Origin of the sequence: Klebsiella sp. 141240, from assembly GCF_050600805.1 — a bacterium.
Lineage (GTDB): Bacteria > Pseudomonadota > Gammaproteobacteria > Enterobacterales > Enterobacteriaceae > Klebsiella > Klebsiella aerogenes.
Genome location: NZ_JAQIRK010000077.1, coordinates 1 through 361 on the forward strand (window position 1 = coordinate 1; position 361 = coordinate 361).

Here is a 361-nt window from a genome sequence, read left to right on the forward strand (position 1 = left end):
TTCCGATGCATCCGTAGCTCAGCTGGATAGAGTACTCGGCTACGAACCGAGCGGTCGGAGGTTCGAATCCTCCCGGATGCACCATATTCTCCTTAATAACAGCGACGACGTTGTTGTATGGTCTGCGAAATTATCGCAAGCACCAGGGAGGATAACGTTGCGTAAGCAACGGCCCGAAGGGCGAGGCGCAGCCGAGTCATCCTCCCGGATGCACCATATTCTCGCCACGAGATTTGCAACAGAATAACCTCGCAGTTAAATAGCTTTTCCGATGCATCCGTAGCTCAGCTGGATAGAGTACTCGGCTACGAACCGAGCGGTCGGAGGTTCGAATCCTCCCGGATGCACCATATTCTCCTTA

General features: G+C 53.5%; 2 tRNA genes. Both read left to right on the plus strand.

The features are described 5' to 3' along the window. Positions 1-7: 7 nt before the first annotated feature. Positions 8-84 (plus strand) — tRNA-Arg (locus PGQ95_RS26415). Between the two features lie 189 nt (positions 85-273). Beyond that, a tRNA-Arg gene (locus PGQ95_RS26420) sits at positions 274-350 on the plus strand. Positions 351-361: the final 11 nt, after the last annotated feature.